Origin of the sequence: Paraburkholderia sp. CNPSo 3076, from assembly GCF_026343935.1 — a bacterium.
Taxonomy (GTDB): Bacteria; Pseudomonadota; Gammaproteobacteria; order Burkholderiales; family Burkholderiaceae; genus Paraburkholderia; species Paraburkholderia nodosa.
Genome location: NZ_JAPMAL010000031.1, coordinates 19,378 through 41,770, shown reverse-complemented (window position 1 = coordinate 41,770; position 22,393 = coordinate 19,378). Strand labels below are relative to the sequence as shown.

Below are 22,393 nucleotides of genomic sequence, written 5' to 3'. Positions count from 1 at the left end.
GGGCCCGGCGGCGTTTGCGTTGCGGCCCGCGCCGCGCATCGTGGCGGGCTTTTTGTAGCGCAATGTATCTGCGCGCAATTCGGACACGTTCATATGCAAACCGCGCCCCAAATGGAAACACGGCAGATACATCCGGACGTTCAAATACCCCTACGCCAGCTCGATACACCACTCGCGCTGAACCGAACCCGGATTGAACCCGATCGCTGTCTACCTCATTCCTCTTTGGAGAACGTCATGAAAGCCCTCAAGCTCCTCGCCCTCGCTGCTCTCGTCGCCGCCCCGGTTCTTTCGTTCGCTCAGTCGAACGAGCCCGTCACCCGCGCGCAGGTGCGCGCCGAACTCGTGCAGCTGCAGAAAGCCGGCTACAACCCGGCCGCCGACGAAACCCAATACCCGAGCAACATCCAGGCAGCGCTGGCGCGCGTGGAAGCCACGGAGGTCGCGCAGCAAGCCGCTTCGTCGTCGTATGGCGGTGTGGCGGACGGCTCGTCCGATGCGTCCGCTCCGCGCGTGCCGCATCGCGCCGCGAAGGCCGCGCGCGCCGCGCAGGACGATATCCCCGGCCTCGGCCCGATCTACGCGCATTCGTAATCCGCCTTTCCCGACCCACCGAACGACCCGATAAGAGAAGAGAGAAAAACGATGGCTTCGATCAAGCAGATTTTCACGTCCGTGGCGCTCCTCGGCGGCCTCTTCGCGCTGCAAGCGGCGCACGCCGCGCCGCCGCAGGACCTGAAAGGCACCAACGTCGTGCTGGTGCACGGCGCGTTTGCCGACGGCTCCAGCTGGAGCCGCGTGATTCCGTTGCTCGAAGCGCGCGGCCTGCACGTCGTGGCCGTGCAGAACCCGCTCAGCTCGCTCGCCGACGACACGGCCGCAACGAAGCGCGTCATCGAGCAGCAGAAGGGCCCGGTGGTGCTGGTCGGCCACTCGTGGGCGGGCGTCGTGATCAGCGAAGCGGGCAACGACGAGAAGGTGAAGTCGCTCGTGTACGTGGCGGCCTTCGCGCCCGACAACGGCCAGTCGATCGCCGATATCACGCAGGGCCAGCCGGACGCGCCCTGGGCGAGCGAACTGCGCAAGGACTCGGCGGGCTACCTGACGCTCTCCGACAAGGCGATTCGCCAGGACTTCGCTCCCGACCTGCCGCCCGTGCAGCAACGCATCGTCGCGGCCACGCAGGGCCCGTGGTTCAGCGGCGCGCTTTCGCAGAAGGTCACGCAGGCCGCGTGGCACGACAAGCCCTCGTATTTCGTCGTGACGACGCGCGACCGCATGATCGACCCCGCGCTGCAGGAATCGATGGCGAAGCATATCGGCGCGAAGGTGACGCGCGTGAACGGCAGCCACGTCTCGCTGCTGAGCCAGCCGAAGGCCGTGGCCGACGCGATCATCGACGCGGCGGAGCACGCGCAGCAGGACGCCAGGTAACCGGCCCGCTCGCCTGCCATCGACATCGAACCCGAGGAGCACCTGAATGCCGCGCTGGGTACAGGCACTGATAATCTACATACTTCCGTCATCGTCCGGAAGTCCCGCCGTGCGCCCATTCAGTGCCCTCATCATGCTCGTCGGCGTCCTGCTCGCATCGGCAGGCTATGGCGCGACGTTCCTGTTCTCCATGCACGTGCGCGCCATCGGCGGGAACGACATCAACACCGGCGTGGCGCTCGCGGGCGCCGCGCTCGGCACCTTCGTGGGCGTCTCGCTCACGGGCTGGGTTGCCCAGCATGTGGGCGCGGCGCGCATGGCCGCGCTCGCGGCGCTCTGCGTGGGCGCGGGCGTGGTGAGCTTCGCGCTCGTCGAGCACGTGAGCAGCTTCGACGTCGTGCCCGGCTTCCTCGTGGGCTTCGGCTGGGGCGCGTTCTGCCTCGCCGCGCCCATGGCACTCGCCGAGCGCACGAACGACGCCGAGCGCGGCCTGTGGTTCCTGCGCTTCGCCACCATGCAGATGACGGGCATCGGCGGCAGTCCGGCGCTCGCGGGCTTTGCGATCCGCTTCTGGCGCATGCCGCTTGGTGGCGTGCTCTACGCGATCGGCGGCCTGTGCGTGCTCGCGGCCGTCCTGCTCGAGCTGTTCGGCCGGCTCGCGCCGCACGTGCGCTCCGCTTCCGCTTCCGCGACGCAGGAGCCGGCCTCGCCGGACCCGTGGCTGCTGAAGATGGGCGTGATCGCCCGCACGCGCGCGGTGTATCCCATCATCATCATCGCCCTGGGCGGCTGCGTGTTCTCGGGCCTCATGACGTTCCAGATGTCGCTCGTGCAAGGCACCGAGGCGAAAGCGACGACCTTCTTCAGCGTCTACACGGTGACGGTCGTCGCCACGCGCTGGCTGCTCTCGCGCGTGGTCATCAAGATGCGCTCCGAAACCGCGACGAAAGTGCTGCTCATCATGATGGTGATGGGCAGCGCGGCGATGTTCGTCGTGCCGTTTCACGTGCTGTTCCAATCGGCGGCCGCGGTGCTTCTGGGCACCGGGTATGGGCTCGCTTACCCGATCGTCCAGCTCCAGGCCGTCAACGACTCCGTTGCCGCGCACCGCCGCGCCGCGCTCACGTGGTTCGTCGCGGCGTACTTCGTCGGCGCTTTCGGGTTTCCGAGCGTCGGCGGCTGGGTGCTGGTGCACGGCGGCCGCGCGGCGCTGCTCGCGCTCATCGCGGCGTGCGGACTCGCGGCGCTCGCGCTAGCGGTTCTGCGCGACCGGCGGCGTGTCGAGACGTTGTCGGCCAGTGCCTGAACAGGCCCTGGCCATTCTCAATTTGCTGACGAACCGGAGGGATCGTGACTGAACTATGGCGTTTATCCGCAACTGAGCTCGCCAAGCGGGTTCGCGCGCGCGAGGTGTCGGCACGCGAGGCCGCGAAGGCCGCGCTCGAGCGCCTCGAAGCCGTCAATCCGCTCATCAACGCGGTGATCGAACACCGGCCCGAATGGGTCTTCGAACAGGCCGACAAGATCGACGCGGCGATAGCACGCGGCGAAGACCCGGGGCCGCTCGCGGGCGTGCCCGTCACCACGAAGATCAACATCGACCAGGCAGGCTTCGCGACGACCAACGGCACGCGTCTGCAAAAGGATCTGATCGCGCAGGTGAACAGCCCCGCTGTCGAAAACCTCGTGCGCGCGGGCGCCGTGCTGCTCGGCCGCACCAATTCGCCGACCTTCGCCCTGCGCTGGTTCACGAGCAACCAGGTCCACGGGCATACGAAGAACCCGCGCAATGCGTCGCTCACGCCGGGCGGCTCGAGCGGCGGCGCGGCGGCGGCGGTCACGGCCGGCATCGGGCATATCGCGCTCGGCACCGACATTGGCGGTTCGGTGCGCTACCCGGCCTATGCGTGCGGCGTGCATGGCCTGCGGCCCAGCATCGGGCGCGTGCCGGCGTTCAACGCGTCGTCGCCCGAGCGGCCGATCGGCGCGCAGATGATGTCGGGCGCGGGCCCGATGGCGCGCACGGTCGAGGACCTGCGCGTAGCGCTCGCGGCGCTTGCCGCGCCCGACCTGCGCGACCCCTGGTGGGCGCCGGCGCCGCTCATCGGGCCCGACGTGCCGCGGCGCGTGGCGCTCTGCCTGCGCCCGGGCGGCATGAGCATCACGAAGGAGGTGGAGGACGCGTTGCTCGACGCAGGCCGCCGACTCGCCGACGCGGGCTGGACGGTCGAACAGATCGACGACGTGCCGCTCTTGCGTGACGCCGGGGAAGTGCAGGAACGCCTGTGGCTCGGCGACGGCTTCCCGGCGCTCGCCGACGCCGTGGCGCGCGACGGCGACCCGGGCGCGCAGGCCGTGGTGGACGGCGTGCGCGCCAAGGTCGCGGCGATGCCCGAGAACGTGGTGGTCCCGTCGCTGGTGCGCCGCACGACGCTCACGCGCGCATGGCGCTTGTTCCTGGCGGATTATCCCGTGCTGCTGCTGCCGGTTTCGGGCGAACTGCCATTCCCCGATAACCTCGACATGCAGGGCGCGGCGGGATTCCAGCGCGTGTGGGACGCCCAGCTGACCATGCGCGCATTGCCCGCCATGGGCCTGCCGGGACTCGTCGTCTCCACGGGCATGGTGAAGGACGTGCCGGTTGGCGTGCAGATCGTCGCCGGGCACTTCCGCGAAGACCTGTGTCTGCTGGCAGGCCAGGCCATCGAGGAACGCGGCGCGCCGCCTTCGCCCATCGACCCGGCCATGTAAGCCGGGCGGGCGTCATGCGGGCTTCTTGACCACGGTGTCGTGAGGGGTGAGTGCGTGCCCTTCGCGGGTCTGCGGAAACATCGAAAGCAACGGCTTGCCCGTTGCTTTGTCGATCAACCACGAATGCCGTTCGCCGCGCTCGAACAAATGACGCTCGCCCCACTGCTGAAGGGCGACGATAACGGGGAAGAGGCTTTCCCCTTTCTTCGTTAGCACGTACTCCTGATAGGTCGTGCCGTCGGAGGCAGGCCGCGTTTCGAGAATGCCGGCCTCGACGAGATGGCTCAAGCGGCCGGACAGAATATTGCGCGCCACGCCCAGATTGCGCTGAATGTCACCGAACCGGTAGATGCCGTCGAAGACGTCGCGCAGGATCATCAGCGACCACCGGTCGCCGATCACGTCGACCGAGCGCGCGACGGGGCAGGTCTCCTTCTGCATGGATTTGCGGCTTGTCATGACGATTTCCTCTTTCCGGTCCATGTTGACGACGAAACGCGTACGCCTTACGTAGTTGCATTTTAAAACTGGTCGGCATACCATTCAATCAGTTTTGTTTTGAAACTGGATTGAAGGTCATGGACGCGGATCCCGTTGCGCTTGCAACGTCGGCCCGCGGCGCTCCCGTGCGGCCGCGCGCGCCGATGCCGCGCGGCCTCGTACTGCTGTTCGCCGCGGCCAGCGGCTTGAGCGTCGCCAATGTCTACTACGCGCAGCCCTTGCTGGACGCGTTGGCGCGCGATTTCGCCATTAGCCGCGCCGCCGTTGGCGGCGTGGTCACGGCGACGCAGACCGGTTGCGCGCTGGCGTTGCTGCTGCTCGTGCCGTTGGGCGACAGGGTGGAGCGCCGTCGCCTGATGATCGTGCAATCGCTGGCGCTGGCGGGCGTGCTGGGCCTGGTCGGTCTCGCTCGGTCCGTAGCGGTGCTGCTGGCCGGCATGCTGGGTGTGGGCATGCTGGGCACGGCCATGACGCAGGGTTTGATCGCCTATGCGGCGGCCGCCGCCGCGCCCGACGAGCGCGGGCGCGTGGTGGGCGCAGCGGGCAGTGGCGTGTTCATCGGCCTGCTGCTGGCTCGCGTGTTCTCCGGCGCCGTGAGCGATCTTGCCGGTTGGCGCGGCGTGTATGGCTGTTCCGCCGCCATCATGCTTGCACTGGCCGTGCCGCTGTGGCGCCGGCTGCCGAAACTGGTGCGCGGCGCGCCAGTTTCGATGAGTTATGGACAACTGATCATCTCGATGTTTGCGTTGCTGCGCTCGGATCGCGTGCTGCAGATGCGCGGCGTGCTTGCGCTGCTGATGTTCGCGACCCTCAATGTCTTCTGGAGCGCGTTGGTGCTGCCGTTGAGTGCGCCGCCCTACAATTATTCTCACACGGCGATCGGGGCCTTCGGCATAGCCGGGGCGGCGGGCGCGCTAGCGGCCGCGCGCGCCGGCCAATGGGCCGACCGGGGTTGGGGTCAGCGCACCAGTGCTGCCGCGCTGGCGCTGCTGTTGCTGGCATGGTGGCCGCTCTCGATGCTGGGACATTCGCTAGGGATGCTGCTGGTCGGCATCGTGCTGCTCGATCTGGGCGGTCAGGCGTTGCACGTGACCAACCAAAGCCTGATTTTTCGCAGCAACGCGCAACTGCATAGCCGGCTCGTGAGCCTTTACATGCTGTTCTATGCGGTTGGCAGCGGGCTTGGCGCGATCGGCACGACGGCGACGTATGCCGCGGCGGGGTGGCATGGTGTGTGTACGCTGGGCGCGGCTATGAGTTTGCTGGCACTCGCGTTTTGGGCCGCCACGGTGCGCAGCATGCCGTGCGCGGCCCCGTGCGCCTGTACGTCGAATTGAAGCCTGAATGGAAACACGAACCGGGAGACATGGATGGATGAACTGAAACTGCTGGCGGATGCCGACGCACGCGGCCTGCGCTACCTCGAAGACAACGCCACGCGGCGTGTTTTTCCCTCGAACGAAGCCATCGCGGCGCTCAGTGCGTTCGATGAGCCGCTGCCGGCAAGCGGATTGCCCGCCGAAGACACACTGTCCTTGCTCGACCGCGTGGGCTCGCCGGCGACCACGGCTTCGAACGGCCCGCGCTACTTCGGCTTCGTGATCGGCGCGGCGCTGCCTGGGGCGGCCGCGGTGGAGCGGCTCATGCTGGCGTGGGATCAGTGCGCCTCGACGTTCGACAACTCGCCGGTCGCGGCCACGGTGGAACGCATCGCGGGCCGCTGGGTGCTCGAAGCGCTCGACCTGCCGCGCGACAGCGCCGTGGGCTTCGGCACCAGCGCCACTGCGTGCACGCTCGGCGCGCTCGCTACCGCCCGCCGCGCGCTGCTGGCACGGCAAGGCTGGGACTTCGACCGCGAGGGGTTGATGGGCGCGCCCGAGATCAAGGTCGTGGTCTCGGAACTCGCGCACATAACGGTGAAGAAGGCGCTGCGCATCCTGGGCTTCGGGCTGGATCGCATCGTCTACGCGGCCGTCGACGCCCATGGCCGCGTGGATGCGGCGCGACTCCCGCCGCTCGACGACCGCACGATCCTGTGCCTGCAGGCCGGCGAGGTGAATACCGGCGAATTCGACCCGTTTGCGCCGATCATCGCGCGTGCGCGGGAGGCCGGCGCGTGGGTGCATGTCGATGGCGCGTTCGGCCTGTGGGCGCGGACCTCGTCACTGGCTGCGCTGACCGAGGGCATCGAAGGGGCCGATAGCTGGACGACGGACGCGCACAAGTGGCTGAACACGCCGTACGACTGCGCCATGGTCATTTGCCGCGATGCGACGGCGCTGGCCGAGGCGATGAACAGCGACGCGGCCTATTTGTCCGCGAGCGCCGACGCGCAGAAGAACCTCACGCTGGAATTCTCACGCCGCGCACGCGGCATTCCCGTGTGGGCGGCGCTACGCACGCTGGGCAGAGGCGGTGTCGCGGCCATGGTCGAGCGCCATCACGCGCAGGCGCAGCGCATCGGCGCGGAACTCGGGCGCCTGGGCTACGAGGTGCTCAACCGGGTCGTGCTGAACCAGGTGCTGTTCCGCTGCGCCACGGATGCGCAGACGCAGGCGCTGCGCAGCGCCGTGCAGGCCTCGGGCGAAACGTGGTTCGGCGGCACGGTCTGGCAAGGGCGGCCCGCGTTGCGGATCAGCGTGTCGTCGTGGCGCACGCGGGACGAAGATATCGAAGCGCTCGTGCAACTGCTGGCCTCGCTGCGCGGCGATTCGCGTGCACCGTAGCGAACACCGGTGACAACGTTGCGCGCACAGCGAAAGAGGCAGCATGGCTGCGCACGGCTCACGTCCTCGAGTCAACGCAGCAATGCGAGACTCAGCGCGATACCGGCCGCGTAAGTGCCGAGCGCGCCGAGAAATCGGGCGGGATTGGGTTTCGCCATAGAGGGAAACGCGATCAGCCCGACGACGAGCAGGCATCGGCAGAAGGTCGCGGCCACGATCAGCGCGAGCGTGGCCGGCGAGGGCGAGCGTGTGCCCAGATAGAGAAAAAGCACGGCCAGGAAGGGCACATATTCGGCAGTGTTCGCATGCGCGCGCACGAACTTGTGCAGCAGGCTGGCCGGGTCCGGCGCGCAACCCGAGAGCGTGCCTTCGCGAAAGCGAAGCGTGGAAATAGACAGGCCGAGGCCAAACAGCAAAAGACCCAGCACGGCCACACAGGCCAGCGCAATTCTGTCCACGACAGGCTCCTTGGCGAAAGACGGCGATGCGATTGCGGCGCGCGCGTTAGCCGACTTCCACGCGGTTGCGTCCGCTGTCCTTGGCCCGGTAGAGCGCCACGTCCGCGCGTTTGACGATCGCGCCGAAGTCGTGCTCGCCCGGCAGGCGCTCGGTTACGCCAATGCTCACCGTAAACGGAACAGGCTTGCCCAGCCGCCACTTATGCTCGAAGTCCTGCTGCTCGATGGTCTGGCGCAACTCTTCGGCCACGGCCGTCGCCTGTCCGATATCGAACTCGGGCAGTGCGGCGACGAACTCTTCGCCGCCCCAGCGGGCAAACACGCCAATGCGCCTGTCGGCGTTCATCACGACCTTGGCCAGCACGCGCAGCACTTCGTCGCCGATGTCGTGCCCGTAGCTGTCGTTGATCTTCTTGAAGTAATCGATATCGAGAATAAAGACGGAGAGCGTTTTGTCCGCTTCCAGAAGCTGTTCAACGGTATCGGCAAATTCACGGCGGTTCGGCAGACCGGTCAGCTCGTCGGTCACGGCCTGCTTCTGGAGCAGGTCCATCAATTGAACGCGGTCGGCAATATCGCGAATCACGGCGGTGAATTCGATCAGCCCGCCCACGTTGATTTTCGAAATGGCGATTTCAACAGGCAATAGCGACCCATCCCGATGCAGGCCATACACGCGGTTGCGCTCGACGAAATCCCGAATCATGTCCGACCAGTCGGCCATCGAGCCTCCGTTGCCAGGTTGCCCAATACACTGACGATATAGTAATTCGCATTGCGCGGCGCGGCGGCGTAATGTGCCCCTCGGACGTTTCCGAACATGCCGGTTCGCGCGCGTTCGGGCAGACTCGATCGGACTCCACTTAGCCATGCGCTACCTCCGCGGCAAACTCGGTGGCCTTGACTCAGCAAAGGGCGCGCGCGGCGGAGTTGCCGGTTTGCCGGTAACGCAGCGATGACGACGCGTTGATCTCGCGTGATCTCCCGTTGACGCTGGGCGCCGCTAGCGCGCCGCGACGATGCCCCCGTGCAGTTCCACATGCAGCACGACGAGCCACCGCGAAGGGCAGGCGCTCGCCACGCGCACTGCACGGCCAGGGCGAATCGCGGCCGGCTGCACGAAGCCCGACTCTCGCGCTCGCGACCATGCATGGCGCGCATCGGAGCGTATCCAGACCGCAAGCAGCGTGCAGCACATGAAGCAGAAGAATGCCGTGAGTCCCAGCGCGAAATCGGGATGATTCGAAAACGCGAAAAATGCGAACGCCGAAGTCAGAATGGGACTGATCAGCAGAATCAACGCGCATACGCGCAGCAACGCGCGCTTTTGAGTACTGTTGGCGCGTGCGGCGTTCAATGTGCGCCGAAGCGGCGAAGAGATGTTACGCATGCGATGGGACCGATACGCCGTCAATGCAACAAGGTCACGGGCACGCTGCAAAGCCGTCTGAGCCTTGCGAGCATCATCCATTTGCGCAGAAAGCCGAGATGGCTCGCGTCCACGAGAACGATATCTGCGCCGCCACATTCCACGCATGCTGCAATGCTGCGCTCCGCAGGTCCCGGTGCGTGCCGTAGCCGGTACGGCACGCCTGCGTCCTTGAGAATCGCGCAGGTGGCGTGGAGCATGTCGCGGCTGTGCTGTTGCTTGCGCTTGCGGGCGCCGTTGCTCGCCGCGGCTTGCTGCATCGTCTCCACGATCTCGACCTCCACCATGCCGCGTTCGGCGAAAAGAAACGCGCTGTGGCGTGCGGCTTCGGCTGCGCCGTGCCGGTCGATGACGGGAATGAGGAGTTTCAACACGAAATGGCCCGGGAAATTGCGGATCAGCATGATCGTAGCGAACGGCGCGTAAACAAGCCGTAAAAGATTGGCCGCCGGCGTGTAAATGCGGCGTTTGTTTACGGCATTTTTTCTTGTGCGAGGAAGAAACTCACGCCTACACTTGCGCGTCGAATCCGCCCGAGGAATTCCATGCTTTGCCACCCGCCGTACAATTTTGCGTTTCCCCGTTGATCATGCCGATGCGCTTCCGAGGCTGGTTGAAGCTCGCGCTTCTCACGTTTTCCGTGGACCAGATACTGACCGCCGCGTTCGGCTACGTCACCCAGAAAATCGATCCGGGCATTTCGGACTTCGAGACGGTGATCTTCAGTTGCATTACGTGCCTGCTCGTCAGCAACTGGCTGGTGACCGATGCGCGCGCCGCGTGGGCTGCGGCAAAGAAGCAGGGATTCATTGGACCTGCGCGAACCGGTGTAGGTGCGCCCGAAGCGCAACTCGAAATTGCCAACGCGTGCCCGCGACGCTGGCTCGTCGTGCTGCACCTCGAGTTGAATCCCCAACTCGCACAGGGCATGTGAAATTTAGACACGCGCCCCGCTATTTTTAACACCGGTTTTACGCGTTCGGTAATACGCTGAAGTTGTGTTCACAACCTGCGAATAGCAATTCAAATCTCATGGCTTGCGCAAATCCCATCCCCCGTAACGAGATCGTGGCGCCGCGTGCGCGCCCGCTTGCAAAGGTCGTTCCGTTGCGGGCCCCGCGTGCCTGGCTCGAAGTCATGCTGACCGCAAATACCGAAGAAGCCGCGCGGGCGCATCTCGCGGCGCTGCTTCATTCGCCGCTCGGCGTCTACGTCGCGCAAACTGCCTTCGTGCGCGGCGCCATGCGCGTGCAACTCGATATCGCGCCCGAAGACATCGACTTCACGATGCATACGCTGATAGGCAGCGTGCCGCAGGCTACGATCGGCGCGTTGCGCCCGCGCATCGGCAACAAGGGGGCCTGATATGTTCGAGGGAATCTGGTTGCCGATCGTGACGCCGCTGCGTGACGGCGAAGTGGATGTCGAGGCGTTGGAGCTCCTGACCGACAAATACGCGAGTGACGGCGTTGCCGGCATCGTCGCGCTCAGCACGACCGGCGAGTCGGCGCTCCTGAACGACGTGGAGCGCGTGACCGTGCTGCAAGCCATCACGGAGGTCGCAGCGGGGCGCGTGCCCGTGATCGCGGGCCTGGGCGGCAGCGATACGCGTGCGTTCGTGCAGGACCTGCGCACGCTGGAAAGGTGGGACGTGGCGGGCTTTCTCGTTCCGCCACCGTCGTATGTTTGCCCGGACCAGGCAGGGCTCGCATGGCACTTCGGGCAGATCGCGCGTGCCACGTCGAAGCCGCTGGTGCTCTACGACGTGCCGCATCGGACAGGCGTGCCGATCGAAGTCGAAACGGTGCGCGAACTGGCGGAAATCGACAATATCGTGGCGATCAAGGCTTGCGCGAGCGAGCGCTTCAAGGCGCTGGGGCAACTGCCCATCTCGTTGCTCTGCGGGACGGACGAAGCGTTTCTGGAGTGTCTCGAATCGGGCGCCGCCGGTGGCATACTCGCAAGCGCGCACGTTTGCCCTGACTTGCTGCGCGATGTACACGCGCTCGTGAAGGCGGGCTATGGCGAGGCGGCGGCCCGGCTATTCGCGCGCTTCAAGGGCGTGCTGCGCCTGTTGTTCGCCGCGCCGAACCCAAGCGCGATCAAGGCCATCCTGGCGCTCGACGGGATCCTGTCGCACGAAACGCGTATGCCGATCCGGCCGGCTTCGCCCGCCCTCGTCACACAACTCGAATTCGCCCGCGCCGTGCTCGACGACCTGCGCGCCGCCGCGCCGTCGCCCTGATTTCGCTTCGCGCTCGCGCCCGCACGGATTTTTTTCCGCATTTTCGAACTTTCATCTTGTCGCGCTACTATCCCCCTACCGTGTCATGGGGAAACCGCGAAGATGAAGTACGAGAACGCTCTGCAGCGAGCGATCAAGGAGCGCCTCGAGCGCGCCATGGAACTGGCCGAACTGTTCGGCCTGTTGATCATCGGCATTGGCACCGTGGCCGCCATGGGCGTGCTGATCTGGCATATGGTGCATTCGGACGGCGTGACGCTGACCGACCTGCTGCTGATGTTTCTCTACCTCGAGATCTTCGCCATGGTCGGGCAGTATCTCAAGGCGGGGCAGTTGCCGGTGCGCTTCCCGCTCTATATCGCCATGGTGTCGATTGCGCGGGATCTCATCTTGCGCGCGGGCGCGAACACGGAGCTGCATTTGCTGGCTTCCGCGGGCGCGATCGTGCTGATCGCGCTGGGCGTACTGATCATCCGCTTCGGGCAGGCGAAATATCCCAGCAACACCGATGAGCGGCGCGTGGAAGAGGCGAAGTAGGCCAGACCGGCTGCCGTAGTGCCGTTGAGTTATCGCACGCAAACCGGCCCAAGCCGCGCGGCGATGGTGCGGCACGCGGCGAGCAGGGGTTCGATGTAGCTGCGTTGCGCGTCCGCCTGGCGGCGGAACATCGGCATGCTGACGCTCACGCAGCCCACTGCGTGGCCATCGGCGCCGAGTATCGCCGCGCCGTAACACCAGATCGACTGCTCGTTTTCTTCGCGGTCTTCCGCGTAGCCGCGTTGCGCCGTGAGTTCGATCTCGTCGCGGATCGCGCCGAGGTCGGTCATCGTATGCTCGGTGAAACGCACGCGCGGCGCCTGCGCGAGCAAGGGCTCGCGCTCGTCCGGCGTGAGCGTGGCGAGCCAGGCCTTGCCGACCGAACTCGACGTGAGCGCCACGCGCGTGCCGATACGCGAGGCCATGCGCACGGCGTGCGGACTTTCGAGCTTTTCGATGTACACCATGGCGCCGTCGCTGGGCACGGCGAGGTGCACCGTTTCCGAGGTGGTGTTGCGCAGTTCCATGAGCGCGTCGACGGCGGCGATGCGCAGGTCGGAACGCTCCCAGCTGCGGCTCGCGAGATTCACGAGACGCGGCCCGAGCGCGAACGTGTTGCCGCCACCCACCGCCGCGACGAGCCCTTCGGCCTGCAGCGCGGCGACGATGCGATGCACGGTCGGGCGCGGATAACCGCTCGCGGCCACGAGCTTCGCGATGTTCGGCGGCGCGCTGGCGTCGGCGATGAGCTGCAGCACGGCGATGAACTTCGAAAAGGCGGCCGTGCCGGCAACGCCCTTGGCGTCGCCGGGTTGGGAGGAGGCAGGGGATTCAGTGGTCGACATCGGCAAGCTTGCGGGCACCATGTGTGGCGCCATTATGCCCGCAATTCCAGCGGATCAGGCGCACAGATAGCCGCCGTCCACGGGCACGATCGCGCCCGTCATGAACGAAGCGGCGGGCGAGCAGAGAAACGCGGCCACGTTCGCGACTTCTTCGGGCTGCCCCCAGCGCTTCATCGGCGTGCGCTCGAGTATGCCCTGCGAGCGGCCACTGTCATCCTGCAGCGCCTGGGTGAGGGGCGTCGCGATCCAGCCGGGCGCGAGCGCATTCACGCGGATATGGTCGGGCGCATAGGCAATGGCGAGCGAGCGCGTGAGCTGTGCCACGCCGCCCTTGCTGGCGCTATAGGCGGGCACGAGGCCGCCGCCGAAAAAGCTCAGCATCGAAGCCGTGTTGACGATGCAGCCTGAAGAGGCCTTGAGCAGCTCGCGCGCGCTCGAACACACACGCATGGTGCCGTTGAGATTGATGTCGAGCACGCGCTCGAACGCCTCGATCTGGTGCTCGTCGCCGCGGCTGATCACACCCGCGCAGTTCACGACGATATCGAGCCGCTCGAAGCCGCTCACCAGTCGCGCCACGTCTTCGCTCGAACGTACGTCGAGCGAGGCGCGTTGCACGCCGGTATCGAGTACGTCTGGCTTGCCGGCAGGAGGCGGCAGTCCGGCGGCCGTGGTGTGTGCGCCGAGTTGCGCGAGCCGGTTGGCAATGGCCGCGCCGATGCCGGAGTGGCCGCCCGTGACGAGCGCGACCTTGCCCGCGAGAAAGTTGTCCTTGAATGTCATGATGCGTAGTGCGAATGAAGGGAGGAATCAGGTGGGTTGGGTAGCTGCCGCCCGGCGCTCGCCCACAGGCGCGACTTCCCTGACGACGAAGAGATAGACGAACGCGGCGGCAAACGCCACCGCTGCGCTAATGAGCAGGGCGTTCACGAACGAATGCGTCCGGTCGACCACGATGCCGGTGATGACCGGCGCAAACGAGCCGCCGAAATAGCCGCCGAAGTTCTGCATGCTGCCAAGCGATGCCACGAGATGGCGCGGGGCCGCCACGCTCACGAGCGCCCAGGCCGCGCCGCTCGACATGTTCACGAAGAACATCGCCACGGAAACATAGGTAATGGCGAGCGCGGTGCTAGGCGTGTAGGCAGCGGGCACGGTGAACGCCGCCGCGCCGATCAGCCCGACGCACAGCGGCCACTTGCGGCTGCGGATGGGCGCCATGCCGCTCTTGAGCAGGTAATCGGAGATAAAGCCGCTGCTGGCCATGCCGATCGTGCCGAACACATAGGGAATGGCGACGAGCCAGCCCGTATGCGCGATGGAGATATGGCGCTCCTTCTCCAGATAGCCGGGCAGCCAGGTGAGATAGAGCCACACCATGTAGATCACGCCCATGAAGCCAAAGATCATGCCCCACGTGTTGCGCTGCTTGAGCAGCGTGCCCCATTCGGCGAAGCTCAGCGCGCTCTTTTTCGGTGCTTCAGTGGCGCCGTCTTCGAGCCATGCCGTTTCTTCGGTCGTGAGCGTGACCTGATCGCGGTTGCGATAGACGACATACCAGCCGACCGAGACGAGCACACCCAGCACGCCCATGATGATGAACATCGGGCGCCAGCCGAATGTGAGCATCAGCGCGGTGAGGAGCGGGGGTGCGATCATCGGTGCGATGGTCGAGGAGGAGACGAACGTACCGGTTGGCGCACCGCGTTCGCGCACGGCGAACCATTCATGAATGACCTTGGCGCCCGCGGGAAAGAGCGGCGCTTCGGCGATGCCCAGCACCACGCGCGCCGCCAGAAAATGATTGAGCGTTTGAATGAAGCCGCCCGTGACCTGCGCAACCGACCACACCAGCATGCCGAGCCCGAGCATCACGCGCGAGCCGAAACGGTCGAGCATCGCGCCCACCGGCAATTGCGCGAACGCATAGGCAAGCGAGAACGCCGAAAGCAGCAAGCCCATCTGCGATGCGTTCAGATGCAGTTCCTCCGCCACCGAATGATTGGCGATGGAAAGCGTGCTGCGGTCCAGATAGTTCACGATGCCCGCTATCGTCAGAAAGGCGATAGCTATTGTCTGTGTGCGTTTAAGCCGGTGCGATTTTTTGATCATGGGTCGTCTCCTTGTGGCTGTTTTCGTGGGTGTGTTCTGGTTCGGGCGGTTCGGGCGTCAGTATGTGGCGCGGCCGCCGGAAAGATCGAATATCGCGCCGGTGCTGAACGTACAGGAATCCGAACAAAGCCATAGCGCGAGGTCGGCCACTTCGTCAACGGTGCCGAGCCGCCCGAGCGGGCTTTTGTCGATCATCGTCTGCACGTGGGCGGGCGACATCTGCGCGAGCAGCGGCGTTTCAACGGCGGCGGGCGCAATGCCATTGACGAGAATGCCCGTTTGCGCGAGTTCCTTGCCAAGCGATTTGGTGAGCGAGATCACGCCGGCCTTCGCCGCGCTGTAGGCGGACGCGTTCGGCGTGCCCTCCTTGCCCGCGAGCGAAGCCACATTGACGATGCGCCCCGCACCCGCGCGGCGCATGGCGGGCACCACGAAGCGGCAAACGTGATAGGTGCCCACCAGATTGACGTCGACAATGCGTTGCCATTCGGCGGGATCGTAGGCGTCGAGTGGCACGGTCGAACCGGCGAAACCCGCGTTGTTCACGAGGTAGTCGATGCGCCCGAATTCCGCGAGCGTCGCTGCCAGCGCCGCTTCGATCGTTTCGGGGCGCGTGACGTCAACTTCGATGTGACGGGGTGCGTCTTGCGTGTCCAGCGAGCCGGGAACGCGGTCCCAATTGACGGTGCGCGCCCCGCCGCGCGCGAATGCGATGCAGATCGCGCTGCCTATGCCGCCCGCCGCGCCGGTCACGACGGCTACGCGCCCCGCGAAATCGTATTGGGCACGGCTCATCGGATGAACTGATCCACGTAATCCTCGCCAAGACCTGCCGCCGCGTAATGCTTGCGGCACATGTCGATCTTCGTGAACACGTCCTCATAGCCTGTGTAGTTGCCCCAAGGATCGCAATAGAACATCACGCCATTCACCTGGAAGTAGGTGATCATTTCTTCGACGTCTTCCGGTACGTAGAGCGTGTGCGTTTCGCCGGGCGGCTCGAACACGTAGCTGCCTTCGGTCGCTTCCCAGTCGTGCTCCAGATAGCGCCAGCGGCCCTTGAGCACCATGCCGTGAACGGCCTGCGGATGCCGATGCCTGCTCAAGACTCCTGATTTACGCACGCGCAGCAAATTCATCCAGTAGCCCTGTGCCGTGTTCAGACACAGCGGGCGGAACCACACGTTCTCGGCCTGGGGCACCCACACGCGCTCGTCGGTGGGAATGGCGTGGGGAATGACGATTTCCTGCTGCGCTTCCTTGGGGAACGGAAGCTGATACGGCGTCATGGGGGAATAGGTTTTGTCCGTCATCAGTCGCTCTCGTTGTGTCCACAATATGGACGTTAAGTCCACGATATGGTTCATTGTGCGGGAGGCATTTGATGTAGGTCAATGCCAGGGTTTCTCCGGGTTCGGTTGCGACGCACTCAGAATTCGATGCCCTGCTTGTCGCACAGCGCATCGATGAGCAGCCGCGCCGCGGGCGCGAGCGGCGCGCCCTGGCGCGTGACCAGCTCATAAGGTTCGCTGCGGGAAGCGAGGCGCAGCGGCAGGATGCAGGCCATCTGCTGGCTGGCGAAGAACTGCGCAACGTCGATGGACACCAGCGCGACGAACGACGGATTACCTTGCAGCAGCGCGAGCGTGGCAAACGCGGAGGTCGTTTCGAGCAGATGCGTGGGAAAGCGCAGTTCGGCCTCGCGAAACTCGCGTTCGAGCAGCAGACGCATCGGCATGTTCGCGCGGTAGACCACCCAGCGGTACTTCTCCATGTCCTTGAGCGTGAGCTTCTTCGCGCGGCGCAGCGGATGCCGCACGTTGGCGATCACGGCGAGCGTTTCGTCCTGCAGCTTGACGCTCTCGTAGTGCTGCGGCGTCTGGCTGACCGTGGTGCGGCAGATCGCAAGATCGAGCCTGCCCGCATCGATCTGGCTCAGGAGCGCAGTGCTCGTGTCTTCGACGATTTCAACCGACATTTCCGGATGCGCCGCGATCAGCGTGGAAATCGCATCGGTCAGCAGCGGCACCGCGCCCATGATGACCCCAACCGCTACGCGTCCGCCACGGCCGCGCGAGAGTCCGACGAGCTCCTCGCGCAAATGTGTGAGATCGGTCTGGATCAGGCGCGCGTAGCGGATCGCGCAGTGTCCGGCCTCGGTGGGCTCGAGACCTCGATTGGTGCGATTGAAGAGCGCGGTGCCAAACGTCATTTCGATCTCCTGCAATGCCTTGCTGGCGCCGGGCTGCGTGAGTGCGACCTGTTGGGCAGCCTTCAGCAGCGAGCCGTGATCGCCGAGGGCGATCAAAAGCCGGAGCTGTTTCACATGGAGGCGGGAGATGATTGTCAACGTCCAATAGATCCGGATACAGTCGGGACATTAGATGCGGATACATCGCTGAAAGCCCCGCCAGGAAAGGCGCGGCGGCCGTTGCTGTCGCCCGAACGGCCCGCGCCTCAGAATGAATTTGCGCATCCCGACGATCACACCGTGCATGGACAATAGAAGCGGATACAACTGGCCGAACGCTGCCATCGACGGCAGTTCATGACGACTACCCCGACAGATCGTCGCCACCAGTATCGCCGAGATATTCCTCCTCTGCGAGTCGAGCCGCCTCCGCCAGTGGGTCATCGCTGAGGCAAGCCTCATCGTCGCCAGTTTCCCGGTACATCCCGAACGACGCCGCTTCATCCTCGCTTTCCGCCGATTCCTTGTGCTTTGCAGCATACGCGGCCTTTTGCTGTTTCCACAGCGTTCCTGCTCGAAAGGCCGCACTGTTGCGCCTGGCGTCGGCTTTCGTCGCGCCAATAGCGCCGGCCAGGTCATCGGTGCGGAAGTCTTCGGGGCTATCGGCATCACCCTGCGCCTTGCTGTGGGTTGATCCGGAGGGCCGACGCTTACCGGGCGAAGTCGACGTCGCCCGCTCATGTGCCTTCTTCTGTCCGCGAACCCGTTCGTCCATTTTCGCGAACTCGAACTCCAGCCACGTCAAGTCCTCGCCAAAGCGGACCTTGTCCTCGTCGATCATCTCAATCTCAAAGACAGTGCCGTCCGGTACACGACACAGAAGATGTTGAGCGCCGCGGAAAGGGCTCTTCACCTCTACCCAGAGCGTCTTTTTTCCAGGCAGGCGCGAGTGCGCCTCCGCCACAGCTTTCAGTTCGTTTGACGAATAGCGTGCCTTCCTGAAAAGAATGCGGCCCCTTGCGGACCTCACGCGTTTCCATGGAAGAAAAATGTCAAAGACCTCGGCGGCGGAACGGATTCTCTTTGCTTTTGCTCGCCTTGTTTTCTGATGATACTCATGGAGGTCGGCCGGAGATATGTCAGTCCCTTTCCGTCGCATTTTCGCCGTGCGCAGGTGCGACTTGTTGCTGGTGCGGTTGTAGACGTCGATGGCGCGAAGGACGACCCTCTCAAGAGCACGAGGGAGAATCGGCGCTAGTTTGGATCGTTCTCGACGTTTTGTCTTCTCCAACGGATCGTTCGCCCGCTTGTATCCTTGCTGTGTTTCTTCTGAAACGATATTGATGATGATTTCGTTGAAGCGCTCAACCACGGGTTTCAGGTCCGGTCGTGCTCCGGGCGGGTTGAACATGATGCCGCCGTACGACTCCGTCGTAGCCTTGCGGACGGCTTTCGCCTTGCCCGGTCCATTGTCAACGAAAACGCCGTCGAAGTTGCCCTGCACAAGGCCCGGCAGCGGATCCTGACCCAGCTCTTCGAGGTAGTAGTCCAAGGGTAGAAGTGTTGAAATGAGGCACCGCTGATAGCCATCTGCGCGTTCGCCTTCAGTGCAGATCGCATACCCGCGTAGCGCACCCGTCAGGCGAGATAGTGCGAAGATGATTACGATGTCCGCCGCGACAATCTTGTTTCCTACCAACGCAGCTGTCGCGATTTTCGGGCGAAAACCGTCGATATCGAGTATTTCGAGAACACCTTGGGTGAGTTCGCTGGAAGTGCCTGGCCGCGGAGCGATGTGTTTGATTGTGAGATCACGTCCATTTCTCCGCTCCAGCAGGCGCTTCTTTTGGACGATCTTCCCATATCTGTATTTCAACGCGCGGTAGGACAGAACCTTATCAATGCTGGTTCGACCATAGTGCCGGTAGACCATTCGGCTATGTGTTGTCGCGAGGCTCGTCTTGTCATCTGCCCAGTCAATGGTGAGGCCTTCCTCCATGTTGCGAATATCGTCAAGGCCAACGCGTCGTGCGCGCCGGACATAGACTTTGCCTTGCGCGTTCGCTCGGGCCTTGTCCAGCGTTTCCTTGGCGGTTAAGGGTCCAGGCTTCGCCGCCGGGTTTGTGCGTTCCTTACCGGGGCCCCCTCGCTCCGGTGTCCGAGAGAAAAGGGCGTTGTAGTCTCCACCGTACCAGATGAACTTCGTAAGCAGCTTGATCATGTACGGCCTAAAACCTGCGCCGCCGCCAAGCGCTTCCCGCATCGCTTTGATGCGTCGATTTCGCAGGGTTTTGTCGAAGAAAACGAAGTCGTTGACGATCCAGTCCGAGGGTTGGCCCTCGCCAACGGGATCGACCATGATTAGTGCGCTAACCAATGCCATGCGCCAATCGCATCCCGTCAGCATGCTTGAGGGGACTGCGGCCACGGGCGCGTTCATGTACTCGGGGCGGATGGCACCCGCTATCGGCCGGACTCGCGAAATCCAGTCATCGGCGTCAACCTTGACCAGCTCCGGCAGGCGCGAGGCCGGGGGAGGCTCGCCCACGTCAACTGTCTGCGCGTGAAGCATTCTGGTGGCCGGATCCCATGCGACCGCAACGTATGCAACGTCCGGCTTGTCTTCTGACAGCGCGTAAGCTGCATAACGGTAGAGATTCGCCGGCCATTCCACTTCGTGGAGCTGGCGTAGATGCGAGAGGAGGATGTCGTCTGCGACCGGCGGGCTAATCTCTGGGCTAACCGCCTGACTTACGGCCGGATCGACGGTTGGTTTATCCATCGAATCCTCCGCTTAAGACCAGAGGCAAGTCGACCCGGAGGTACTTCGTGTGGTCGATATACAGATATCCGAAGGACACCGCGACGGCGAACAGTTCGAACGCGTGGTCGACGGAGATGCCCATCTGCCGTGCATGTCGCTCGAGCACGTGCGACAGTGTTCCACGAAGTGACCTCGTTTTAACCCGCGCACCCAGGGAACGGGCTGCTTCATGATGCTTCCAGATGTTCACCTGGCTGATCCAGCGGCTCATAAGCAGGTTATTTCCATATCCCTTCTTGGTGAAACGGTCGCCGTTTACTTTCTGCCACGTCCACCCGCGCTCCAGGCTCATTGCGTGCTCGCGCCTGTCCCGTGGAGATGAGGGCACATTCGTCTCACCGGGTTTGTTCCAAAGGGATAGTGTGTGGTAGTGCAGGCGAAAATCCGGCGGAAGCACGAGAGTCAGGTTGATATTGCAGATCGTGCATTCGGACTCCGGCACGGACACACCGCGCCGCGTTGCGCGCAGATACGATTCGCGGCTGCACAGCGGGTACTCCTCGCGGATATCAATGACGTACGGGGAGAAACTAAAATGCAAAATTGCTCTCAGCTTCTGCATGGACAGTGCCTCGTGGTTGCGAAGCACCTTGACACCGGGCCACGTTGAGCGGGTCGCGAGATTCATGGCCGCCGCTGTACGAAACGGCGTGTAGCTGCCTCCATGCGCGTTGCCGTATGAGTCACGAAGCGGGCGGCGAACGTCCCGAGGTGTCTCGAAGGGTAAAGGGAGCTCGAAAATATTCATCGCGGTTTTACCCGGGATCTTCTGTTGCAACGTTGCCAGAGCAACACGACCTGATGGTCAGTCATCTCGTCCATCCGCTCTGCATCCTCCGACCCGAAACGACGGAACTTGCCCGCAAGAAGGTCAATACGAAGCACTCTGCGCATTCGCGTCATCTGTGAATCGCGGTACTTGTCCAGCGCCGCAGCCGTTGCTGGGTAGTTTGCGCGCGCGAGCGGCACACCCCATGAGTAGCGCATTTCGTGGCCGTATAGGAGACGGGACGCAGTAATCCTGAATCGAGCGCCGTTTTCAATCAGTTCCTTGTGACGTCGCTCGATATGCGCTGCTCCCGATGCGTCCATGGCCGCAGCATTGCCCTCTCCGAGTCTTAATGGCATATCCGTCAGTCCGTGTGCGCGAAGGATCTCGGCTGTCACACGGTACCGATTCCGAGACGGAAGGGCCAACACGATCCCGCTATGTGACAGATGGGGATTCGCGTCACGGATCTGCCGGTATAGTTTGACGGTTTCCGGAAGGAGAGACATGGATCTTTCGAGCCTCGTCTTCATGTATCGCTCGTACTGTTCGCCGGCCTTATTTTTTTTTGATACAGCACGCTCTCGCTGAGGCAGTGGGGCAGGGATTCGCGCGGGATCACGAATCGCCGCTTCCACATCGTCCCAAGAGCCAAAAAGTACAATCAGAAGGAAAATGGCATGGATCGGATTGCGGATCATTGCCTTGCCTCGCAAAGCATCTCCGACAGAGGCATTGCGAAACGTGAAGCCCAAGCTTTCTCCGAGTGCGGCCAAGGGCGGCGCATTGAATATCTCGTTAAAAAATCTCCAGTGCACGCCTTGGTTATTCAACAGTCCAAGGCTTCTCGCCTTTCGACTGGTGAGATGCAGAAACTCCGGACCTTGCATGTGAGGGGAAAACTCGGGATCGAGCAATCTTGACCACGCACGGGCGATATCCAGTTCCAGATGCTGAACGGGATAAGTTGAGACATGCTCGCGGACTTTCAGGCGGTTGCCGCACTTACAGATGCTATCTGGAGATGTGATGGTGCGAGATTTCCGGTGTCCGTGGACGCAAGTGTGGCAGTGTGTATAGATTCTGGTGGCGTGTCGCGGGCAAAAGCGTATATGAGAAAGGAGAAGATCCCTGCGCCAGAACGTTTTTCCGCCGGGCGCAACGTCTTTTTGTAGACATTCGAGACAGATCGCCGGGTTCCAGGCGTGACCGTGCTGGCCATTCTTGATCAACCCGACGAGAGTGACGGAGGAGTGGGAATATTGGCCGAGATGGGATGCGCGCAGACGTAGGGCGTCGTCGCGGGACAGAAAGCGGTTGAATCCCGTACACAGCGTGTGGTACCGCAGAACATGCTCGACCGACCCGGTGTACTCGATGAGAGAAGATAGACGCTCCTCGAGCCGGGAAGGAACAATCCACGGAATGTCGCCGTGCCCATTGAGTTGCTCAACAAGTCCGACTGCGGAATTATCGCGTTGCCTGGCAAGAAAGCCGCCAAAGACTTCCCCCGGACAAATGGTTGATAGTTGGAAGAGCTTGTGCTGAAAAAGTATTTCGCCGTCCATTCG

23 protein-coding genes and 1 pseudogene are annotated in these 22,393 nt (G+C 63.7%); 10 read left to right on the top strand and 14 right to left on the bottom strand.

The features are described from left to right. Nucleotides 1-237 precede the first annotated feature (237 nt). The 4 genes from M3A49_RS31180 to M3A49_RS31165 all read left to right on the top strand — a co-directional run bounded on the left by M3A49_RS31180 (nt 238) and on the right by M3A49_RS31165 (nt 4,185). The gene (locus M3A49_RS31180) at nt 238-594 is read left to right on the top strand and encodes a DUF4148 domain-containing protein (RefSeq protein WP_266232413.1); all 357 of its coding nucleotides are present in this window, start codon (nt 238-240) and stop codon (nt 592-594) included. 51 nt (nt 595-645) lie between these two features. Continuing rightward, nucleotides 646-1,434, top strand: coding sequence for an alpha/beta fold hydrolase (locus tag M3A49_RS31175; RefSeq protein ID WP_266232412.1), 789 nt, complete (start codon nt 646-648; stop codon nt 1,432-1,434). 109 nt (nt 1,435-1,543) lie between these two features. Next, complete coding sequence (locus M3A49_RS31170) at nt 1,544-2,740, top strand: MFS transporter (protein WP_266232411.1); 1,197 nt, start codon at nt 1,544-1,546, stop codon at nt 2,738-2,740. Between the two features lie 44 nt (nt 2,741-2,784). Then, nucleotides 2,785-4,185 (top strand): amidase family protein, encoded by a 1,401-nt coding sequence (locus M3A49_RS31165; RefSeq protein WP_266232410.1) that lies wholly within the window; start codon nt 2,785-2,787, stop codon nt 4,183-4,185. A gap of 12 nt (nt 4,186-4,197) precedes the next feature. Here M3A49_RS31165 and M3A49_RS31160 read toward each other — a convergent pair whose 3' ends face one another. Continuing rightward, nucleotides 4,198-4,644, bottom strand: a complete 447-nt coding sequence (locus M3A49_RS31160; RefSeq protein WP_266232409.1) for a winged helix-turn-helix transcriptional regulator — start codon at nt 4,642-4,644, stop codon at nt 4,198-4,200. A 119-nt stretch (nt 4,645-4,763) separates the two neighbouring features. Here M3A49_RS31160 and M3A49_RS31155 point away from each other — a divergent pair, with 119 nt between their 5' ends. Further along, entirely contained in the window at nt 4,764-6,023 is a 1,260-nt protein-coding gene (locus M3A49_RS31155) for an MFS transporter (protein WP_323183445.1), read from the top strand. Between the two features lie 33 nt (nt 6,024-6,056). Further along, the gene (locus tag M3A49_RS31150) at nt 6,057-7,412 is read left to right on the top strand and encodes a pyridoxal phosphate-dependent decarboxylase family protein (protein WP_266232408.1); all 1,356 of its coding nucleotides are present in this window, start codon (nt 6,057-6,059) and stop codon (nt 7,410-7,412) included. Between the two features lie 71 nt (nt 7,413-7,483). Here the strand turns inward: M3A49_RS31150 and M3A49_RS31145 are convergent, their stop codons facing one another. The 4 genes and pseudogenes from M3A49_RS31145 to M3A49_RS31130 form a co-directional block, all read right to left on the bottom strand. Continuing rightward, nucleotides 7,484-7,870, bottom strand: a complete 387-nt coding sequence (locus M3A49_RS31145) for an MAPEG family protein (RefSeq protein ID WP_266232407.1) — start codon at nt 7,868-7,870, stop codon at nt 7,484-7,486. 46 nt (nt 7,871-7,916) lie between these two features. Further along, a pseudogene (locus tag M3A49_RS31140) lies at nt 7,917-8,570 on the bottom strand (GGDEF domain-containing protein); the annotation flags it as partial. A 303-nt stretch (nt 8,571-8,873) separates the two neighbouring features. Next, a complete protein-coding gene (locus tag M3A49_RS31135) occupies nt 8,874-9,260 on the bottom strand; it encodes a hypothetical protein (RefSeq protein ID WP_254356818.1) in 387 nt (128 codons plus the stop codon). 20 nt (nt 9,261-9,280) lie between these two features. Then, nucleotides 9,281-9,703, bottom strand: a complete 423-nt coding sequence (locus M3A49_RS31130) for a universal stress protein (protein ID WP_266232406.1) — start codon at nt 9,701-9,703, stop codon at nt 9,281-9,283. A 209-nt stretch (nt 9,704-9,912) separates the two neighbouring features. Between M3A49_RS31130 and M3A49_RS31125 the strand changes: the two genes are divergently transcribed. The 4 genes from M3A49_RS31125 to M3A49_RS31110 all read left to right on the top strand — a co-directional run bounded on the left by M3A49_RS31125 (nt 9,913) and on the right by M3A49_RS31110 (nt 12,081). Then, nucleotides 9,913-10,233, top strand: a complete 321-nt coding sequence (locus M3A49_RS31125; protein ID WP_266232405.1) for a hypothetical protein — start codon at nt 9,913-9,915, stop codon at nt 10,231-10,233. Between the two features lie 203 nt (nt 10,234-10,436). Then, complete coding sequence (locus tag M3A49_RS31120) at nt 10,437-10,664, top strand: hypothetical protein (RefSeq protein WP_245623649.1); 228 nt, start codon at nt 10,437-10,439, stop codon at nt 10,662-10,664. Between the two features lies 1 nt (nt 10,665). Continuing rightward, on the top strand, nt 10,666-11,544 hold the full coding sequence (locus tag M3A49_RS31115; protein WP_266232404.1) for a 4-hydroxy-tetrahydrodipicolinate synthase family protein: 879 nt from the start codon (nt 10,666-10,668) through the stop codon (nt 11,542-11,544). 102 nt (nt 11,545-11,646) lie between these two features. Next, complete coding sequence (locus tag M3A49_RS31110; protein WP_028204349.1) at nt 11,647-12,081, top strand: phosphate-starvation-inducible protein PsiE; 435 nt, start codon at nt 11,647-11,649, stop codon at nt 12,079-12,081. Nucleotides 12,082-12,110: 29 nt separating this feature from the next. Here the strand turns inward: M3A49_RS31110 and M3A49_RS31105 are convergent, their stop codons facing one another. The 9 genes from M3A49_RS31105 to M3A49_RS31065 form a co-directional block, all read right to left on the bottom strand. Next, a complete protein-coding gene (locus M3A49_RS31105) occupies nt 12,111-12,947 on the bottom strand; it encodes an IclR family transcriptional regulator (protein WP_416339048.1) in 837 nt (278 codons plus the stop codon). A 33-nt stretch (nt 12,948-12,980) separates the two neighbouring features. Beyond that, nucleotides 12,981-13,709: an SDR family NAD(P)-dependent oxidoreductase gene (locus tag M3A49_RS31100; protein ID WP_266232403.1), complete on the bottom strand. Its 729-nt coding sequence runs from the start codon at nt 13,707-13,709 to the stop codon at nt 12,981-12,983. A gap of 27 nt (nt 13,710-13,736) precedes the next feature. Then, nucleotides 13,737-15,038, bottom strand: a complete 1,302-nt coding sequence (locus M3A49_RS31095; RefSeq protein WP_266232402.1) for an MFS transporter — start codon at nt 15,036-15,038, stop codon at nt 13,737-13,739. A gap of 57 nt (nt 15,039-15,095) precedes the next feature. Beyond that, complete coding sequence (locus M3A49_RS31090; protein WP_266232401.1) at nt 15,096-15,833, bottom strand: SDR family NAD(P)-dependent oxidoreductase; 738 nt, start codon at nt 15,831-15,833, stop codon at nt 15,096-15,098. Continuing rightward, nucleotides 15,830-16,351, bottom strand: coding sequence for a 2,4'-dihydroxyacetophenone dioxygenase family protein (locus tag M3A49_RS31085; protein WP_266232400.1), 522 nt, complete (start codon nt 16,349-16,351; stop codon nt 15,830-15,832). The genes M3A49_RS31090 and M3A49_RS31085 overlap by 4 nt, the downstream gene beginning before the upstream one ends. Before the next feature lie 116 nt (nt 16,352-16,467). Next, nucleotides 16,468-17,388: a LysR family transcriptional regulator gene (locus tag M3A49_RS31080; RefSeq protein ID WP_266232399.1), complete on the bottom strand. Its 921-nt coding sequence runs from the start codon at nt 17,386-17,388 to the stop codon at nt 16,468-16,470. Between the two features lie 205 nt (nt 17,389-17,593). After that, a complete protein-coding gene (locus tag M3A49_RS31075; protein ID WP_266232398.1) occupies nt 17,594-20,011 on the bottom strand; it encodes a hypothetical protein in 2,418 nt (805 codons plus the stop codon). Then, nucleotides 20,004-20,831, bottom strand: a complete 828-nt coding sequence (locus M3A49_RS31070) for a hypothetical protein (protein ID WP_266232397.1) — start codon at nt 20,829-20,831, stop codon at nt 20,004-20,006. The genes M3A49_RS31075 and M3A49_RS31070 overlap by 8 nt, the downstream gene beginning before the upstream one ends. Next, nucleotides 20,798-22,390: a hypothetical protein gene (locus M3A49_RS31065; protein ID WP_266232396.1), complete on the bottom strand. Its 1,593-nt coding sequence runs from the start codon at nt 22,388-22,390 to the stop codon at nt 20,798-20,800. The genes M3A49_RS31070 and M3A49_RS31065 overlap by 34 nt, the downstream gene beginning before the upstream one ends. Between the last annotated feature and the right edge of the window lie 3 nt (nt 22,391-22,393).

Coding starts and splice junctions, on each gene's coding strand:
- M3A49_RS31115 (WP_266232404.1), top strand. CDS start 10,666: ATGTTCGAGGGAATCTGGTTGCCGATCGTGACGCCGCTGCGTGACGGC.
- M3A49_RS31155 (WP_323183445.1), top strand. CDS start 4,764: ATGGACGCGGATCCCGTTGCGCTTGCAACGTCGGCCCGCGGCGCTCCC.
- M3A49_RS31095 (WP_266232402.1), bottom strand. CDS start 15,038: ATGATCAAAAAATCGCACCGGCTTAAACGCACACAGACAATAGCTATC.
- M3A49_RS31135 (WP_254356818.1), bottom strand. CDS start 9,260: ATGCGTAACATCTCTTCGCCGCTTCGGCGCACATTGAACGCCGCACGC.
- M3A49_RS31120 (WP_245623649.1), top strand. CDS start 10,437: ATGCTGACCGCAAATACCGAAGAAGCCGCGCGGGCGCATCTCGCGGCG.
- M3A49_RS31075 (WP_266232398.1), bottom strand. CDS start 20,011: ATGGATAAACCAACCGTCGATCCGGCCGTAAGTCAGGCGGTTAGCCCA.
- M3A49_RS31160 (WP_266232409.1), bottom strand. CDS start 4,644: ATGACAAGCCGCAAATCCATGCAGAAGGAGACCTGCCCCGTCGCGCGC.
- M3A49_RS31180 (WP_266232413.1), top strand. CDS start 238: ATGAAAGCCCTCAAGCTCCTCGCCCTCGCTGCTCTCGTCGCCGCCCCG.
- M3A49_RS31090 (WP_266232401.1), bottom strand. CDS start 15,833: ATGAGCCGTGCCCAATACGATTTCGCGGGGCGCGTAGCCGTCGTGACC.
- M3A49_RS31065 (WP_266232396.1), bottom strand. CDS start 22,390: ATGGACGGCGAAATACTTTTTCAGCACAAGCTCTTCCAACTATCAACC.
- M3A49_RS31085 (WP_266232400.1), bottom strand. CDS start 16,351: ATGACGGACAAAACCTATTCCCCCATGACGCCGTATCAGCTTCCGTTC.
- M3A49_RS31150 (WP_266232408.1), top strand. CDS start 6,057: ATGGATGAACTGAAACTGCTGGCGGATGCCGACGCACGCGGCCTGCGC.
- M3A49_RS31110 (WP_028204349.1), top strand. CDS start 11,647: ATGAAGTACGAGAACGCTCTGCAGCGAGCGATCAAGGAGCGCCTCGAG.
- M3A49_RS31100 (WP_266232403.1), bottom strand. CDS start 13,709: ATGACATTCAAGGACAACTTTCTCGCGGGCAAGGTCGCGCTCGTCACG.
- M3A49_RS31175 (WP_266232412.1), top strand. CDS start 646: ATGGCTTCGATCAAGCAGATTTTCACGTCCGTGGCGCTCCTCGGCGGC.
- M3A49_RS31130 (WP_266232406.1), bottom strand. CDS start 9,703: ATGCTGATCCGCAATTTCCCGGGCCATTTCGTGTTGAAACTCCTCATT.
- M3A49_RS31105 (WP_416339048.1), bottom strand. CDS start 12,947: ATGGTGCCCGCAAGCTTGCCGATGTCGACCACTGAATCCCCTGCCTCC.